This is a genomic window from Cohnella endophytica, assembly GCF_003628305.1.
Lineage (GTDB): Bacteria > Bacillota > Bacilli > Paenibacillales > Paenibacillaceae > Cohnella > Cohnella endophytica.
In genome coordinates this window covers 566,575-581,475 of sequence record NZ_RBZM01000005.1, presented here as the reverse complement: position 1 = coordinate 581,475, position 14,901 = coordinate 566,575, and the positions used below count along the sequence as shown (strand labels likewise).

At 54.8% G+C, this 14,901-nt stretch carries 10 protein-coding genes; 1 reads left to right on the top strand and 9 read right to left on the bottom strand.

Annotation, left to right across the window (positions count from 1 at the left end; all coding sequences use genetic code 11):
- Positions 1-150: 150 nt before the first annotated feature.
- The 4 genes from yihA to D7Z26_RS12685 all read right to left on the bottom strand — a co-directional run bounded on the left by yihA (position 151) and on the right by D7Z26_RS12685 (position 6,170).
- Positions 151-804 (bottom strand): ribosome biogenesis GTP-binding protein YihA/YsxC, encoded by a 654-nt coding sequence (yihA, locus tag D7Z26_RS12700; protein ID WP_120977329.1) that lies wholly within the window; start codon positions 802-804, stop codon positions 151-153.
- Positions 805-823: 19 nt separating this feature from the next.
- On the bottom strand, positions 824-3,268 hold the full coding sequence (gene lon, locus D7Z26_RS12695; protein ID WP_120977328.1) for an endopeptidase La: 2,445 nt from the start codon (positions 3,266-3,268) through the stop codon (positions 824-826).
- 147 nt (positions 3,269-3,415) lie between these two features.
- The gene (gene lonB / locus D7Z26_RS12690; protein ID WP_120977327.1) at positions 3,416-5,176 is read right to left on the bottom strand and encodes an ATP-dependent protease LonB; all 1,761 of its coding nucleotides are present in this window, start codon (positions 5,174-5,176) and stop codon (positions 3,416-3,418) included.
- Positions 5,177-5,267: 91 nt separating this feature from the next.
- Positions 5,268-6,170 carry a LysR family transcriptional regulator gene (locus tag D7Z26_RS12685; RefSeq protein ID WP_120977326.1) on the bottom strand — a complete coding sequence of 301 codons (903 nt, stop codon included), beginning with the start codon at positions 6,168-6,170 and terminating at the stop codon, positions 5,268-5,270.
- Positions 6,171-6,319: 149 nt separating this feature from the next.
- Between D7Z26_RS12685 and D7Z26_RS12680 the strand changes: the two genes are divergently transcribed.
- The gene (locus D7Z26_RS12680) at positions 6,320-7,786 is read left to right on the top strand and encodes a DHA2 family efflux MFS transporter permease subunit (RefSeq protein ID WP_158602289.1); all 1,467 of its coding nucleotides are present in this window, start codon (positions 6,320-6,322) and stop codon (positions 7,784-7,786) included.
- A gap of 65 nt (positions 7,787-7,851) precedes the next feature.
- On the opposite strand, the gene D7Z26_RS12675 is transcribed toward D7Z26_RS12680, so the two are convergent.
- The 5 genes from D7Z26_RS12675 to clpP all read right to left on the bottom strand — a co-directional run bounded on the left by D7Z26_RS12675 (position 7,852) and on the right by clpP (position 14,813).
- Positions 7,852-11,151: a DEAD/DEAH box helicase gene (locus D7Z26_RS12675; protein WP_120977324.1), complete on the bottom strand. Its 3,300-nt coding sequence runs from the start codon at positions 11,149-11,151 to the stop codon at positions 7,852-7,854.
- A 27-nt stretch (positions 11,152-11,178) separates the two neighbouring features.
- Positions 11,179-11,673, bottom strand: a complete 495-nt coding sequence (locus D7Z26_RS12670) for a PCYCGC motif-containing (lipo)protein (protein ID WP_120977323.1) — start codon at positions 11,671-11,673, stop codon at positions 11,179-11,181.
- Positions 11,666-12,766 (bottom strand): flavodoxin-dependent (E)-4-hydroxy-3-methylbut-2-enyl-diphosphate synthase, encoded by a 1,101-nt coding sequence (ispG, locus tag D7Z26_RS12665; protein ID WP_120977322.1) that lies wholly within the window; start codon positions 12,764-12,766, stop codon positions 11,666-11,668. Before ispG ends, D7Z26_RS12670 begins: the two co-directional genes overlap by 8 nt.
- Positions 12,767-12,884: 118 nt before the next feature.
- Positions 12,885-14,141 (bottom strand): ATP-dependent protease ATP-binding subunit ClpX, encoded by a 1,257-nt coding sequence (clpX, locus tag D7Z26_RS12660; protein ID WP_120977321.1) that lies wholly within the window; start codon positions 14,139-14,141, stop codon positions 12,885-12,887.
- A 75-nt stretch (positions 14,142-14,216) separates the two neighbouring features.
- The gene (gene clpP / locus D7Z26_RS12655; RefSeq protein WP_120977320.1) at positions 14,217-14,813 is read right to left on the bottom strand and encodes an ATP-dependent Clp endopeptidase proteolytic subunit ClpP; all 597 of its coding nucleotides are present in this window, start codon (positions 14,811-14,813) and stop codon (positions 14,217-14,219) included.
- Positions 14,814-14,901 lie beyond the last annotated feature (88 nt).

Below are 14,901 nucleotides of genomic sequence, written 5' to 3'. Positions count from 1 at the left end.
ATCTCCTCAATTCCCATTGTCTTGCGATTGTGATACGCGTTAACTAATCTTTATTATACGCGAAATCGCAAGCCGATTCCTGCGGCCCGAACGTGATATTCACGGAAAAAACATGCAAAAATCGTTTCCTCCCGCGATTCATCCGTACTTTTACGTGTTATCCTCAGTTTCCTGCGCGTTGATAAGGGGTTCGGAGGGGGTTTCTTGCGGTAATCCTGCCGCTTTCATGATTATGCTCCATAATTCGTCTCTTCCTTGTCCCGTTTCCGAGGAGAAAAGAACAAGCGGTTCATGTCCTGGCATTCCCAGTGTTTGACGGATCATTTTGACGTGTTTCGGCCATTGCGAACGGGACACTTTATCCGCTTTCGTCGCGACGACCGCCATCGGAATTTCATAATGGGAAAGCCATTCGTACATTTTCTTGTCGTCAGCGGACGGCGGGTGCCGTACGTCCACTAGTTGCAGAACCAGCTTAAGAGGATCGCGGTCCCGCAAATACCGCTCGATCATCTTGCCCCATGCTTCCCGCTCGGATTTGGACACTTTGGCATATCCGTAACCGGGAAAATCAACGAAGTAGAGTTCTCCGAGCTCTCCGTTGATTTTGTAGTAATTCAGCGTCTGCGTCTTGCCCGGCTGTTGACTCGTCCGGGCCAAGTTTTTCCTCAGCAGCATTTTGTTGATCAGGGAAGATTTCCCTACGTTCGAGCGGCCGGCCAGAGAAATTTCCGGCAATCCGTCTTCCGGATACTGGCTCGGGCCAACCGCGCTAATTACGAATTCGCTTTGTTTGATCTTCATAAAGCCTTAAGGTCTCCCATCAATGTGTTCCTAACGGCGGAGCATCCTCCGGCTCGTCGCCCGCCTGGCCCGTAATGGCCGAAGCGCCCGCTTGCAAATCCTCATCATCCTCGCCCGACTCGCCCGCCAAGCGGCCAAGCGGCTCCGATAACGCATGCGCAAGAACTTCATCCATATGCGCAACCGGCACGAACGTCATGCTCTGGCGCACGCTTTCCGGAATGTCGCGCAAATCTCGCTCGTTATCTTTCGGAAGAAGAATTTTCTTGATGCCGGCGCGATGCGCGGCAAGCGACTTCTCCTTCAAACCGCCGATCGGCAGCACGCGGCCTCGAAGCGTAATTTCCCCGGTCATGGCGACTTCGCGGGAAACCCGGCGGTTCGTGAGCGCCGAGATGAGCGCAGTCGCGAGCGTAATGCCCGCGGACGGGCCGTCTTTCGGAATCGCGCCTTCCGGAATATGCACGTGAATATCGTTCTTCTCATGGAACTGCGGATCGATTCCGAAGTCCTTGGCACGGCTTCGCGTATAGCTGAAGGCGGCTTGCGCCGATTCCTTCATGACGTCGCCTAATTGGCCCGTCAGAGTCAGTTTCCCGCTGCCCGGCATGACCGTGACTTCGATCACGAGCGTGTCTCCGCCGACCTCTGTCCATGCCAGGCCCGTAACGGCTCCGATCTGATCTTCCTGTTCGGCCATACCGTGGCGGTACTTCGGCGGTCCGAGTAATTCCTTGAGCTTCTCCTCGTCGACGACGAAAGGAGCGGCTTCGGGATTCGCCACGATCGCTTTGGCGGCTTTGCGGCATACCGAAGCGAGCTGTTGCTCCATATTGCGCACGCCCGACTCCCGCGTATAGTAACGAATGACGGACAAGATGGCGTCGGACTCCATGACGAGCTGACTCTCTTCCAAGCCGTGGTCGCGTTTCTGCTTCGGAAGCAGATGGCGTTCCGCGATTTGTTGCTTTTCCAGTTCCGTATATCCCGGAACGTGAAGCAACTCCATCCGGTCAAGAAGAGGCCTTGGAATATTGTGCACTACGTTCGCAGTCGTGACGAACATAACGTTGGAAAGGTCGAAAGGCATCTCGACGTAATGATCGCTGAAAGTCGAGTTCTGCTCCGGATCGAGCACTTCGAGTAACGCGGACGACGGGTCTCCCCGGAAATCCATCGCCATTTTGTCGATTTCGTCCAGCAGGAAAACGGGATTCGCCGACCCGGCGTTGCGCATGCCTTGCAGAATTCTTCCCGGCATCGCCCCGACGTACGTCCGGCGATGTCCGCGGATTTCCGCTTCGTCGCGCACGCCGCCAAGCGAGATCCGTACGAACTCGCGTCCTAGCGACTTCGCGATCGACTTCGCCAAGGAGGTTTTGCCGACGCCCGGAGGACCGACCAAACACAGGATCGGGCCTTTCAGCTTCTTGACGAGCTTCTGGACGGCAAGATATTCCAGCACCCGTTCCTTGGGCTTATCGAGTCCGTAATGCTCGTCGTTCAGGATTTGCTCGGCTTTGACGATGTCGAGATCGTCCTCCGTCATCTTGCTCCACGGCAGAGCGAGCAGCCATTCGACGTAAGTGCGGATAACCGCCCCTTCCGCGGACGATGCGGGCATTTTCTCCAGTCGATCGATTTCCTTCTCGACTTTGGTTTCGATTTTCTCCGGCAACTCCGCTTCGGCGAGTTGGGCTCTCAGCTCTTCGACTTCGCCCGCGCGGCCTTCCTTATCGCCGAGTTCCTTTTGGATCGCCTTCATTTGTTCGCGAAGGTAATACTCTTTCTGCGTCTTCTCCATCTGCTTCTTGACGCGTTGGCTGATCTTGCGCTCCAACTCCAGCACTTCGCGCTCGTTATTGAGGAAGTCGAGCAGCTTCTCCAGACGAGGACGGACCTCGATCGTTTCCAGTATTTCTTGCTTATCTTTTATTTTCAGCGACAGATGGCTCGTGATCACATCCGCCAACCGGCCCGGTTGATCGATATCGGAAACGGCGGCAAGCGTCTCGGGGGTCACCTTCTTGGATAGGTTGATATAGTGCTCGAACTGGCTCAGCACGGCGCGCATAAGCGCATCCAGCTCCGAGTCGTTCGTCTGGCCTTCTTGAAGCTCGCGGGCGAGCACTTCGTAATATTCGTCGTTCGGCAAATATTGCTCGATCTCGGCGCGACTGACGCCCTCCACCAGAACACGGATCGTTCCGTTCGGAAGCTTCAGCATTTGGCGAACTTTGGCGATCGTTCCGACTTGGTAAATGTCCTCTTGCGTAGGTTCTTCGATGTTGATCTCTGATTGCGAGCAGAGCAAGATCATGTGATCGTCGATCATGCATTGCTCCAACGCTTTGACGGACTTCTCCCTACCTACATCCAGATGGAGCACCATGCTGGGATATACGAGCAGCCCTCTTAGGGGCAGCAAGGGAATCGAACGGCTTTTCTGTTTGCCCGAACCCATAATTGACGCACCTCGCAGTTCTGGAACGAATTCAAACACTCCAGTCATTGTATCAAATGTATTCGCTCGCCGCAAAAAAGGGGTGTTCCGCAAAGACTGAAATCGTCCTTGAGAACACCCCTTTAACTACTGGTTCGGCAATTTCGGTCATCCTTCCGCCGTGCGGCCGCTCCCGTCGAGCGCCGTGGATTCGGCGCGCCCGCCCGCGTGAAGCACCGATCCTGCCGGAGCCGCAGCGAAGGCGTCCGCGGCGACCGGCAGCTCGCTCGATTGCCACTTCGCGTCCATCCAGATCATTTCTTCGCCGAAGACGTATCGGAACGCATCCTCCAGCCGGTCTACGGGAACGACCTTGACCCCTTCGAGGTTCTCGAAGATCGCCTGCCAGTTCTCCTTCGGAATAATGACGGTATCCGCGCCGGATTGGAACGCGGCCTCGACTTTGGCGACGACTCCTCCTACCGGCTTTACCGCGCCGTGGATGCTCACTTCGCCCGTCATGGCAATTTTGTTGTTCACCGGCTGCTTCATCATGGCGGAAGCGATCGCGACCGCCATCGCCACGCCGGCGGAAGGTCCGTCCACCGGCGTTCCTCCCGGAAAGTTGATATGCAAGTCGAAATTGTCCGGCTGGAATCCGCTTCTCTTCAGCACGGTCAGCACGTTGTCCAAAGAGCCTTTCGCCATACTCTTGCGGCGCAGCGTGCGTTGTCCGCCGCCAAGCTCCTCTTCTTCCACGACGCCCGTAATGTTTAACAAGCCTTTGCCCGGAACCGCGGGCGTCGCGGTTACTTCGATCTCCAGCAGCGCTCCCATGCTAGGTCCGTACACGGCCAATCCGTTAACGAAGCCGACCTGCGGCTTGTTCGGTACTTTGCGATCGGGACGCGGAGGTAACTGGCTGCTGTTGACGACCCATTCGACGTCGGCGCCGCTCAGTTCTTCCCGGCTTTCGGAAATGGCCAAACCCGCCGCCAATTGAATGATGTTGACGGCTTCCCTGCCGTTCGTTGCATAACGTTGCACGACTTCGAGCGCATCGGGTCGAGGTTCGAATCCGATTTTCTGGATGGCGTTCTCGGCAATCTGGGCAATCTCGCCCGGAAGCAGCGGCCGGAAGTATACTTCCATGCAACGGCTTCTAAGCGCCGGAGGAAGCTCGTTCGGCGAACGCGTCGTCGCTCCGACGAGCCGGAAATCCGCAGGTAATCCGTTCTGGAAAATATCGTGGATATACATCGGAATATTCGTGTCTTCCGCGTGGTAATAAGCACTCTCGAGGAATACCTTGCGATCCTCGAGCACCTTTAGCAGTTTATTGAGCTGGATCGGGTGGAGCTCCCCGATCTCGTCTATGAACAAGATGCCTCCGTGCGCCTTCGTTACCGCGCCCGGCTTAGGCTGCGGGATACCCGCGACGCCCATTGCCCCTGCCCCTTGGTAAATCGGATCGTGAACCGATCCGATCAACGGATCGGCGATGCCTCTTTCGTCGAAACGGGCCGTCGTCGCGTCGATCTCCGTGAACTTGGCCTCCGAGCGGAACGGAGACATCTTGTTCTTCTTCGCTTCCTCCAGAATGACCCGAGCGGCTGCCGTTTTCCCTACGCCGGGAGGTCCATATACGATTACGTGCTGCGGATTGCTGCTGCACAGAGCCGCCTTGAGCGCGCGCAAGCCTTCCTTCTGCCCGACGATATCGGTAATCGAAGCGGGCCTCGTCTTCTCCGAGAGCGGCTTCGTCAACGAAATCGATCGAAGCTTGCGCAGCTTATCCATTTCTTTGCGCGACTCCCGGTCCACCGCGCTGCGATTGTTTTTCTGATTACGCAGCAAATTCCAAAAGTAAATGCCGATGACGACGGCAAAAAACACTTGTACGAGCATAAGCACCATGCTTAAGGTCATCCTTTTCATCCTCCCCGGTCATGCCCTCGGGTAAGATAAAAAAACCGGTACCCGGGCTCTACTTGGTAGTATTGCCCGAATCCCGGCACAATTAGTCACCATGGCGCGCTTTTTCCTTCTGATTGCAGTATTCGATCGCGAAATCCCGAAAGAGCTTAACCGCGGGCGATAAATAGCGTTTATCTTTCCTTACCAGCACGACGTCGCATTTACAATCCTTGTCCTTTATGGCTATCCAATGCATGTTGGGCAGTTTTAGTCCGGCCGAAGCAGGCAGCAACGCAACCCCGAAGCCCGCTGACACAAAGCCGGCGACCGTCTGCAAATCTTCCGCGCGGTATTTGACGCTCGGTTCGAATCCGGTTCGGCGGTAAGCAAGCTCCAGCGATGCCCGAAACCCGCAGTTAGAGCTTTGTTCGATGAACGGTTCGCCTTCCAATTCCGCCAAATGCACTTGCTTGCGTCCATCCAGATGGTGTCCGGAAGGAACGACGGCGTACATTGGCCTCGTGAACAAGGGGAGTTGCGATAGGCCGATTTCGTTCGATCCCGGACAAGTCATGCCAAGATCGCTCTCTCCGGATTCCAAGGATTCGCGGATCATCTCGTGATTGCCTTGTTCTAACCGGAACCGTATGCCCGGATGAGATTGCTGGAAGGCGCGGATAAGCTGAGGCACCACTTCGCTGCCTAGAATATTCAAATAAGCTAGGGAGACGAGTCCGGTGTCCGGGTCCGCAAGCTCGGCGAGCTCCCGTTTCCCGATCCGAATCTGCTCGAGGGCGGCCTCCACCCTTCTTGCGAACAGCTTGCCGTAACGATTCAACTGAACGTTCCGCCCGCTTCGCTCGAACAATTGAACGCCGAGCTCCTCCTCTAATTTCGCCAAGGAATGGCTTAACGCCGGCTGCGTCATATTGAGCGCTTCCGCCGCCCGGGTAACGTGCTCGGAACGGGCGACGGTCAGAAAGTACTCCATTTGGTTCAGTTCCATTCGCGATCGGTAGCCTCCTATTGAACTCATGCACAAGATTAATTTATATGATGAGAACAATAAATTAGACATTATGTATTGTCAAGTTTTACAATCAATCCACGGATGGACGCATCCGATCGCCGATAGGTTGGAAGGATGGAATGAATATGAGTTTGAAAGCAGCGGATACTTCGAATTCGCATGGGGAACGCAAGGGTTTCTCTCTGTTCTTATTGTGTTTCGGGGTATTCATGATTTATTTGGACGGTACGATCGTCAATGTCGCTTTGCCGAACATCCAACGGGATCTCGGCACGGGAATGCACGAACTGCAATGGGTCATCGACGCCTATGCGATCGCGTTCGCCTGTTTACTGCTTACGGCCGGTACGATCGGAGACGCCTTAGGACATAAAAAAGTCTTTCTCGCGGGCTTAATCGGCTTCACCCTAAGTTCCGTCCTATGCGCGGTCGCTCCTTCCATAGACGTCTTGCTCATCGGACGCGCGCTGCAAGGCGCGTTCGGTTCCGTCGTTATCCCGGTATCGCTTGCGGTCATACGCGGCATGTACGACGAACCGGCGGCGCGAGCGAAAGCGATCGGCATATGGGCTGCGCTCGGGGGCGTCGCGCTCGCCGCGGGACCCGTCGCCGGAGGTTGGCTAGTCGAAGCGCAAGGCTGGCAAAGCGTATTCTGGGTCAACCTTCCGATCGGGGCGATCGTTAGTCTGGCCTTGATCGCCAAGATGAAGGCAACGCCCGCGGACGGCTCCCGATCGATCGACTGGCTTGGGCAAAGCTTGATCATTCTCTGCATTGCCGCTCTAACGTTCGGGATGATCGAAGGCAATTCGCGCGGTTGGAACGATTCGATTATTATTGGCTCATTCGCTTTGTCCGCTCTATCGTTACTGGCATTCGTCGCCTGGGAGCTTCGGCATCCCTCGCCTTTGCTGCCTTTAAGGCTTTTCCGCAACCGCATATTCCTCGCGGCATGCTTAGTCAACTTCACTGCCTTCTTCGGGTTATTCGGCGTCCTCTTCCTGCTCACGCTCTACTTGCAGAACGTGAATGGTTTGTCGGCGATCGATACGGGCGTGCGGTTCCTGGCGCTTACCGTCAGCATTATGATCGCCTCCAGCTTTGCAAGCTCGCTAGCTCAGCGTATTTCACCGAGAACGCTGGTCCCATTCGGGTCATTGCTCGCGGCCGCTGCCCTGTTCGCTATGACAGGAATCGACGCGGACAGCGGGTACGCTAGTTATGGTTGGGCTCTTGCCTTGCTAGGTATCGGGGTTGCGATCGTCGGCACGTCGGCGACGATCGCGCTTATGACGTCGATGCCTCCGGCGAATGCCGGAGCAGCTTCGGGCATCGCCAACACGTTCCGCCAACTCAGCGCGGTCGTTGCGGTCGCCCTGTCGGGTTCGTTGATCGCGGGACCGCATAACGCCGGGGCTGTCACCGGTGCAGCGGATGCCGCCGTATCCCCGTTTATCGACGGGATGGGATCCGCGCTTTTTCTTGCGTCGGTCGTCTGCCTAGCCGGCGGCGTCATCTCCGTTTTCCTGCTTCGCAACAATTCTGCCGCTTCGCGATCGACATTGGCCGCAGCAGAGACAAATCGATCTTAGCTTGTAACGAGAAAAAGCTGTCCGCGGACTTTACGTCGCGAACAGCTTTTTTCTCCTATCTTCGATTAGCCTCGTTTAATCTCCAGCAACTCGCGAATATCGTCCTCCGACAGCGTCGAAAGCGCGGTCTCGCCCGATTGAATTACTTCGTCTATGAGATCCTTCTTCCGTTGCTGCAGCTCCAGCATCTTCTCTTCGATCGTCCCTTGAGCCACGAGCTTGATAACTTGAACGACCTTCTTCTGGCCGATGCGGTGCGCCCTGTCCGCCGCTTGTTGCTCTACCGCGGGATTCCACCATAGATCGAACAATACGACCGTATCCGCCCCCGTCAAGTTAAGTCCAGTTCCGCCCGCCTTCAAGGAGATAAGGAAAATATCTTTCGCTCCTCCGTTGAACTCGTCGCACATCGCCAACCGTTGGTCTGCCGGGGTCGAGCCGTCCAAATAGAAATAGGGCAGCTCGCGACTTTCCAGCTCTTGGCGGATGATGCCCAGCATCGAAGTGAATTGGGAGAAAATGAGCATTCGCTTACTGCTTCCTTGGCATTCCTCGATAATCTCCAGCAACTGCTCCAGCTTGCCCGAAGTTCCTTCGTAGCCTTCGAGGAACAGCGCGGGATGACAGCACAGCTGCCTCAGACGGGTGAGTCCCGCGAGTATTTTCATGCGGTTACGCTGGAACCCGCCTTCTTCGGCCAAATCCTTGACGATGTCGGACTGAAGTTTCTCCAGATAAGCTAGATAGAGCTGCTTCTGTTCCGTCGTAAGCTCGGACGGCTGAACGCTCTCGATCTTATCCGGCAGTTCCTTCAAGACTTCGCTCTTCAGCCTGCGCAGAATGAACGGCCGAACGATGCGCGCCACCTTGTCCCGGGACAGCTCGGAGAAAGATTTCTTCCCGCTGAATAATCCCGGGAATATCGCGTCGAAGATCGACCATAACTCGTCGAGCGAGTTTTCGATCGGGGTTCCCGTCAGCGCGAACCTTTGCCCCGCCCGCAGACGCCTTACCGCGTTCGAGGTCAAGGAAGCATGGTTCTTGATGGCCTGCGCTTCGTCCAGGAATAACGTGCGGAATTGTTGCTTCTCGTACCATTCGATGTCTCGGCGAAGAAGCGGATACGAAGTAATCCATACATCCGCATCCTTCATGTCGGACATGAGCTCGCTTCGCTCTTGGCGATCTCCGGCCGCGACGACCGTCCGAAGCTCCGGCGCGAACTTGTGGCATTCCCGCTCCCAGTTGTAGATCAGGGACGCTGGCGAGACGATTAACACGGGAGAAGGCTCGACGCCCTCCTCCTCGGCCGAATTTTTGCCGGATAGGATATAGGCAATGCTCTGAATCGTCTTCCCTAAGCCCATATCGTCGGCGAGAATTCCGCCCAGACGGTAGTGGGACAACGTCTTTAACCATTGAAAACCGTACTTCTGGTAATCCCTCAGCACAGGTTCCAATCCCGAAGGAATATCGAAATCCAGATTGTCGGGATTCCGCAGATTATCCCACAGCTTGCGGAGCGTCTTGCCTAGCGCAATGCCGGACGATCGCTTTCCGAATTGGTCCATCAGTTGAAAACCCCTGACGGCAGGCATCTGAATCCGGTTGCCGCTCATATCCGGCTTCTTTAAGTCGAGCTCGTCGAACAGCCGGTTGATTTCCCGGAAGCTCTCCTGCTCCAGGGACAAAAATTGCCCGCTAGGCAAACGATAATACTTTTTCTTCTCCACAAGATTACGAAGCAAATGCTGGATTTCCTGCTCTTCCATGCCTTCCATGTCAAAGGACACTTCCAGCCAGTTCGTCCCGACGTCGACGTCCAGACGCGCCTTCGGCTCGTATGCGACCGTACGCATGACCGTCTTGACGGAATCCGTCGCGAGCACTTCGACGTCATCGCCTAGCTGCGGCAATATTCCGTACAAGAAATCGTATAAGTCGTCTTCTTGGTCCAAGTACACGTCTTTGCCGTTGAACTTAAACGAAGCCCGTTCGATTAACGCCATAATGCGATTCTCCCGATCGAGATCCCGCATGAGAATGACGTCGTCCCTCGCGTTCTTCATCGCCCGTTGCGGCAAAGGCGTGATGACGATATCCCCGTATACGTATTCCAGCCGCGCAAGCAGCCTATCGTCTTCGAATTCCAAATAGAGACGTGCATTCAACGGCGGATTAACGATCCTGTCCGCGATTTGCGGCGAGATCTCCACGTTGACGAATTGCTTTAAACCGCGAACGACGCGGTCGATAAACGGCTCGATCTGATCCGAAGTGATGAGCAGACGCGTGCTTTTCTCGTAGTGGAACATTTTTTTCAAATCCGTAATCCGTTTCAATTGCTCCGGATCGGCTTTGAAGAGCAGCCCGCCTACGACGGCCACCCCGTAGTTGTCCATGAAGGTCGAATGCTTAAGTCCTTCGATTTCCAGCTGGTAGCCTTGGCTTCCCGCTTTGTTAAGCTGCGCGGCTATGGGGAGCTTCCCGTCCATTAACTCCATGCGATGAATACCGGCATGCTTATCCTCGAAGCTGATGTTCACGCGCTCGAGCAGCGGCATTATTTTCTCCCAGATGGCCGGAGGAATGACGAGCATCCTTTCTTCCCTGTAAGAATAAGAAGAGAAGGAATGGAACAGATCCTTGTACAGCTCCTCGGCGCGCATGGCTTCGATCAATAACCGGATAAACTGTTCATCGTGCTCCTTGAACACGTGCTCCGAGGGGTCGTACGAAAAATGCTTCGCAAACGACATCGAAGTGCCCGAATCGACGTTCTTCAGGAAATCTTTGATCTTCTGCACGATATACATTCTGGATAATCCGATCTTCAAAGAAACCGCGAACATAGGCTTGTTCGAGAAGCTCTTCATGATCTTGCACGCATATTCCACCTCTAGAGGCGTCGCGTCCATCAGATCGTCCTCGTACTCCTCGGGTTCGCTGTTCGCCGCCTGCCTGGACAAGACGCGGTCGTATAGAAAAATAACCTGCTTCGTCAGATGGGCGTCCTTCTCGGTTATGGCCTCATCCTCATCCGACTCCTGCCCCTCCGCATCGTCGGAGAGCTTCAATAGCACGGCTGCGATATGTTTGCAATACGCGAGCGGCGCATAGGCCGAGCATTCGCAGGAAGCCGCGATCTCGCCGGAATTATGGCTTGCGATTTCCACGCCGTAACGATTACCGTTGGTGCCTTTGACGACTGCCCGGTAACCGGATTCGCCGGGTTCCTTCTTCACGGACACGACTTGACCCGCGCGCAAATACGCTTCGCCTCTCATGAAAGAAGCCGGTCCGCATAACTCTTGAATCGTTTGCTTATCGAGCGAGAACTCTCTCGCGTCGCCTGTACGAACCATTATTCATCATCCCGCATTTCGTTCCGATTAGCTCAGAGGCATCGGAGTGTCCGTCGGAGCGGCGTAACCCTTGCTGTATTTGCTGTCGATATATTGTCTGATCTCCAAGTTCGACTTGCCTTGTTCTTTCAATTGGGCGGTTTCCATGGCGATCTGAAGGCAAACGTTGCATCTCGTGCCATGATCGTCCCATTCAATCGAGCCGTCTTCTCGCGTCTCATGAATAAAGCAATTCAAATTGCTTTCATGTCCGGCGCTTTCACCGCAGCCGCAATAACAAGGAATCCACTGTAACGTGCCCCCTAACTTGCCCGCCACTTGATAAGCGACTTGGACGGCAGTCGGTTGCTTCGCGAGGAAAGAAGGGAGTTTATCCGCCGAAGCGGTAATCTCCCTAATGTCCCCGTTCGCCGCGTGACTAATATGGCTATCCGCTTGCTTGTTCTCCTTGGCAGCGCAACCGGCGAGCACGAGCGCTCCCGCGCCAAGGACGGCAAACGTTATTTTCTTAAGCTTATCCATGTTTGCGCCCCGGAATAACGCCGGTCTCCGAATAGGACGCTACGATCTGGTCGATTTCTTTTTTCAGCTCGCTGACGAGGTCGGCTTCCGGCACTTTGCGAATCATCTCGCCGTAACGGAACAACATCCCTTCTCCCCGCGCGCCTGCGATGCCGATGTCGGCTTCCCGCGCTTCGCCCGGACCGTTAACCGCGCAACCGAGGACGGATACTTTAATCGGCACTTTCAGTTTCGACAAATATTCCTCCACCTCGTTCGCTACCGCGAACAAATCGATATCCAGCCTGCCGCAAGTCGGACAAGAGATCAGCGTCGGCGCATCCGTAATCAACCCGAATACTTTCAATAGTTCGCGAGCCGCTTTGATCTCTTCTACCGGATCCGCGCTTAACGAGATTCTCATCGTATTGCCGATTCCATGGTTGAGAAGCACCCCGAGACCCGCGGAGCTCTTGATCGTTCCGGAGAACAAAGTTCCCGCTTCGGTAATGCCGAGATGCAACGGATAACGGATCACTTCGGCCGCTTTCGTGTAGGCTTCGATAGCCATCGGAACGTCGGATGCTTTAAGAGAAACGATAATATCGTGAAAATCGAGTTCTTCGAGAATGCCGATATGGAACAAAGCGCTCTCTACCATCGCGTCGGCCGTAGGGTATCCGTACTTCTCCAGCAAATGGTTTTCCAGGGAGCCCGCGTTAACGCCGATACGAATCGGGATTCCGCGTTCCTTGCACGCTTTAACGACGGCTTCTACTTTCTCCCTGCGGCCGATGTTGCCCGGATTGATCCGGACCTTGTCGATTCCGTTCTCGATGGCTAGCAAGGCAAGCCGGTAATCGAAATGGATATCCGCGACGAGCGGGATGCTGATCCGACGCTTGATTTCTTTGATCGCTTCGGCCGCTTCTTTATTGTTAACGGTCACGCGAACGAGCTGGCAGCCCGCTTCCTCCAACCGCTTGATCTCGGCTACGGTAGCTTCGACATCCGCCGTCTTCGTCGTGCACATGCTTTGCAAGATGACTTGGTTATTGCCGCCGATCGTTAACTCCCCGACCTTCACGGCTACGGTATCGGTACGTTTGTACATAATGTTTTCTCCCCTGTATACGCCAAAGTCCACCCCGCACATGGGCGGGGTGGAACCGGCAATCTAGGCGAACTCCGCGCGGCCGAAAGGCCATCTGGCGGCTTTCGTCCTGCTCCCGTTACGCGCTCTCTTCTTTTTTCTTGCCCTTTTTCGTCGTAAGCTCGGGCGCGCTCTTGTCTTTGATGACCTTCTCGGTCACGAGACAAGTCACGACATCGTCGCGGGACGGGACTTCGTACATCACGTCGAGCATGACGCCCTCGATGATCGCACGCAATCCCCGCGCTCCCGTGTTCCGCTTGATTGCTTCGCGCGCGATTTCTTCGAGCGCGCCGCCATCGAACTCAAGCTTCACGTTATCCATCTCGAGCAGCTTCTGATACTGCTTGATAAGGGCATTTTTCGGTTCCGACAAAATACGGACCAAAGCAGGCTCATCAAGCGGTTCGAGCGTCGAGATGACCGGCAGACGGCCGACGAACTCCGGAATCAATCCGAATTTCAGCAAATCTTCCGGTTGCGCAAGGGACAAGTACTCGCCCGGCTTCATATCCTTCTGACCTTCCAGAACGGAACTGAATCCGATGACTTTCTTGCCGATACGGCGTTTGATCAACTGCTCGAGGCCATCGAACGCGCCTCCGCAGATGAACAAAATATTCGTCGTGTCGATCTGGATGAATTCTTGATGAGGATGCTTGCGTCCGCCTTGCGGAGGTACGGAAGCTACCGTTCCTTCGAGAATTTTGAGTAACGCTTGTTGAACGCCTTCGCCGGAAACGTCGCGAGTAATCGACGGATTCTCGGATTTGCGCGCTACTTTATCGATTTCATCGATATAGATAATACCGCGTTCCGCTTTCTCCACGTCATAATCGGCGGCTTGGATCAGCTTCAGCAAAATATTCTCGACGTCTTCGCCCACGTATCCGGCTTCCGTCAAGGAAGTGGCATCCGCGATCGCGAACGGAACGTTCAGAATTTTGGCCATCGTTTGGGCTAGCAGCGTTTTACCCGAACCGGTCGGTCCGACGAGCATGATGTTGCTCTTCTGGAGCTCGACGTCTTCGATCTTGGCTTGGGAATTGATGCGTTTGTAGTGGTTGTATACGGCTACGGACAACGATTTCTTCGCTTGCTCTTGGCCGATTACGTACTGATCGAGAATGTTGCGGATATCCTTCGGTTTGGGAATATCCTTCAGATCGAGCTCTTCTTCGTGTCCGAGCTCCTCTTCCACGATCTCGGTACACAATTCGATGCACTCATCGCATATATAGACGCCGGGTCCGGCTACCAACTTACGAACCTGATCCTGCGATTTGCCGCAGAACGAGCATTTTAATTGACCTTTTTCGTCGCTGAATTTAAACATGTAAACCCTCCTTAATCAACCGCTTCATCGTCCTAGGACGGAATTTCCGGGCATGCGCCCTTGGATCTTAGTGACTTATTTGCCGTCGGTCGCCAACGGAGCCGTAATGACCCTGTCGACCAAGCCGTATTGCACCGCGTCTTCCGCGCTCATGAAATTATCCCGATCGGTATCCCGCTCGATTTTCTCATAAGGCTGACCGGTACGATCGACGTAGATCTGATTAAGCTTCTGCTTCGTCTTGACGATCCAATCCGCGTGAATCTTAATATCGGATGCCTGGCCGCGAACTCCGCCGAGCGGCTGGTGGATCATGATCTCGCTGTTCGGAAGCGCGAAGCGCTTGCCTGGAGCTCCCGCCGTGAGCAACAAAGAGCCCATGCTGGCGGCCATTCCGACGCAAATCGTGGAGACGTCCGGCTTGATGAATTGCATCGTATCGAAGATTCCCATGCCGGCCGTTACGGAGCCGCCAGGGGAGTTAATGTAAAGGTGGATATCCTTCTCAGGATCTTCCGCTGCCAAGAACAGCAGTTGAGCGATAATGAGATTGGCGACATCGTCGTCAATCGCGCTTCCGAGAAAAATAATCCGGTCCTTTAAGAGCCTAGAATAGATGTCGTACGACCGCTCTCCGCGATTCGTTTGCTCGACGACCATAGGTACCAACATGTTACCAACCCCTTTTCTCATTGGACTTGAAATCTCGGTATTAGTTTAACACGTTCAAAACGGAATGTCATGTTGACGAGGCCCGGTC

Excerpts from the sequence above, each read along its gene's own strand:
- D7Z26_RS12680 (WP_158602289.1), top strand. The coding sequence starts at position 6,320 with ATGAGTTTGAAAGCAGCGGATACTTCGAATTCGCATGGGGAACGCAAG.
- clpP (WP_120977320.1), bottom strand. The coding sequence starts at position 14,813 with ATGTTGGTACCTATGGTCGTCGAGCAAACGAATCGCGGAGAGCGGTCG.
- clpX (WP_120977321.1), bottom strand. The coding sequence starts at position 14,141 with ATGTTTAAATTCAGCGACGAAAAAGGTCAATTAAAATGCTCGTTCTGC.
- D7Z26_RS12685 (WP_120977326.1), bottom strand. The coding sequence starts at position 6,170 with ATGGAACTGAACCAAATGGAGTACTTTCTGACCGTCGCCCGTTCCGAG.
- yihA (WP_120977329.1), bottom strand. The coding sequence starts at position 804 with ATGAAGATCAAACAAAGCGAATTCGTAATTAGCGCGGTTGGCCCGAGC.
- ispG (WP_120977322.1), bottom strand. The coding sequence starts at position 12,766 with ATGTACAAACGTACCGATACCGTAGCCGTGAAGGTCGGGGAGTTAACG.
- D7Z26_RS12670 (WP_120977323.1), bottom strand. The coding sequence starts at position 11,673 with ATGGATAAGCTTAAGAAAATAACGTTTGCCGTCCTTGGCGCGGGAGCG.
- lonB (WP_120977327.1), bottom strand. The coding sequence starts at position 5,176 with ATGACCTTAAGCATGGTGCTTATGCTCGTACAAGTGTTTTTTGCCGTC.
- D7Z26_RS12675 (WP_120977324.1), bottom strand. The coding sequence starts at position 11,151 with ATGGTTCGTACAGGCGACGCGAGAGAGTTCTCGCTCGATAAGCAAACG.
- lon (WP_120977328.1), bottom strand. The coding sequence starts at position 3,268 with ATGGGTTCGGGCAAACAGAAAAGCCGTTCGATTCCCTTGCTGCCCCTA.